3 protein-coding genes are annotated in these 1,669 nt (G+C 25.5%); all 3 read right to left on the bottom strand.

Annotated elements, in window-relative coordinates:
* Positions 1-655 precede the first annotated feature (655 nt).
* From ACNDLV_RS08200 to ACNDLV_RS08190, 3 genes are read right to left on the bottom strand one after another with little or no spacing between them, the layout of a single operon-like run.
* Entirely contained in the window at positions 656-823 is a 168-nt protein-coding gene (locus tag ACNDLV_RS08200; protein ID WP_006585526.1) for a DUF6440 family protein, read from the bottom strand.
* A gap of 20 nt (positions 824-843) precedes the next feature.
* Positions 844-1,122: a type II toxin-antitoxin system mRNA interferase toxin, RelE/StbE family gene (locus ACNDLV_RS08195; RefSeq protein WP_006587563.1), complete on the bottom strand. Its 279-nt coding sequence runs from the start codon at positions 1,120-1,122 to the stop codon at positions 844-846.
* Positions 1,112-1,372: a type II toxin-antitoxin system RelB/DinJ family antitoxin gene (locus ACNDLV_RS08190; protein WP_006585524.1), complete on the bottom strand. Its 261-nt coding sequence runs from the start codon at positions 1,370-1,372 to the stop codon at positions 1,112-1,114. Before ACNDLV_RS08190 ends, ACNDLV_RS08195 begins: the two co-directional genes overlap by 11 nt.
* Positions 1,373-1,669 lie beyond the last annotated feature (297 nt).

Below are 1,669 nucleotides of genomic sequence, written 5' to 3'. Positions count from 1 at the left end.
AAAAAATTTGACAGTTTCTTAAAATTTCTTATCTTGGCTTAACATTTTATTACTTTTAATATACACAAATATTAAATATTTGTGTATTCTGTCCTATCACATCCTATCATAAGCTTTCATTTGTTTATATATCGGTTGATGAAAAATTATAAAGATTTAATCTTCATGTCCATGCTAAGCTTTATAACTATAAAGATACTATTTGCTTATGACAAAAAATGATAATATCATATTATGATCACAGCATATAAATAATATTATAATCATATTTAAATCTGATTGATTTTTTAAAAGCATACTATTGCAATAATATAGTTATATTATCTTTATCTAGATATTAATATTATACAAAAGGTATAAGGATAGGATTTTTGTACAAAGAAAAAGCCTAAAAAGCTTTATACTATGCAGCTTTTTAGGCTTTATTCTGTTATAGGTATCCTTTATGGAAACTTTTGGTAAGTGTGCTAAATTAGCTATTTGATAAAGCAGTCCATCTAGGCTGTTTTTTGATGCTATTCAACGTAGTTAGAATTATAATACTTTTTATATTACGCTAAGCAAGATAATTGTAATAGTTTAGCATTATTTTAATAATATCAAAGCAATATAACATATAGAATAAAATATATATTTATTAGAATAAAATATATATTTATTGATTAACATCAAAATAATTTAAAGGTTTACCAAATTTGTCAAGGCGTGGAGTAATAGATATGCTCGGACCATAGGATAGAACAATATATTCTACGCCAGTCTCTTCATCGTAAGCAACATTATAGTTTATAGTCGGGTTGTGCAGATCATTTAACCTTTTCATGTATCAATGCAATCCTTTCCTTAATATTTTTTTCTTTTTAAGTCGTCATGATTACCGGTATCAATCAAGATCAAGATCAATTCTCCAGTATTTTTATCAAAAGTATATTCTAGAAGCCAGTCATTTTGAATATGTAGTTCATAATAGTTAGTTAACTTATGTGCTTTATGTTTTTTTAATAATTTTTTATCTCTAGTTACTATTGCAGTTACGCATTCGTCTAATAATTGAAGGTTATAGTGCTTCTTTTTTAATTTTTTTAGGGATTTTTTGTATAAAGGCGTAAATTTAATTCTCATCCAGTGAATAGAGATCCTTTCTAAAATCTTCTAAAGAATCATATTCACCTGCATATTCATGATTTTTAACTTGTTCTAATGCTTTATCCAATTCACTTCTACCAACACTTGGAGTAAAAGGTAATTTTCCGTGTTGATTTATATATATAAAATACATCTTAGTAGCTGTAGTCATGTCTAATCCCATTTTTTCCAAATTAGACTTTGTTTCCTCTTTTAACTTGTTATCAATACCTAAAGTTACCGGCATTTTACATCATCCTCCTTTATGTTTTACGTACATTATATATTAAATATACTAATAAAGCAATATAATATGATAAAATCATATGTATGATATAAAGTCTACAGAGCGTAATTTTTTTGCATTAAGTCAGATCACAATAATATTTTAATATTATTTATTAAGTTCAAATATATTGTCATAAAATTACGAAACTGTCAAATTTTTTGTCATCTGGAGTCAAGCCTTTTTCAACCAAAAACAAACTACCACGATCAACACCCAACAAAAATTTGTTGTTATATTTTAATTCATTAAAAAAGC

Source organism: Lactobacillus fornicalis (genome assembly GCF_055362665.1).
Note: the sequence above shows the minus strand (reverse complement) of the source record. Positions and strands in the feature narration are given on the sequence as shown.

Excerpts from the sequence above, each read along its gene's own strand:
- ACNDLV_RS08195 (WP_006587563.1), bottom strand. The coding sequence starts at position 1,122 with ATGAGAATTAAATTTACGCCTTTATACAAAAAATCCCTAAAAAAATTA.
- ACNDLV_RS08200 (WP_006585526.1), bottom strand. The coding sequence starts at position 823 with ATGAAAAGGTTAAATGATCTGCACAACCCGACTATAAACTATAATGTT.
- ACNDLV_RS08190 (WP_006585524.1), bottom strand. The coding sequence starts at position 1,372 with ATGCCGGTAACTTTAGGTATTGATAACAAGTTAAAAGAGGAAACAAAG.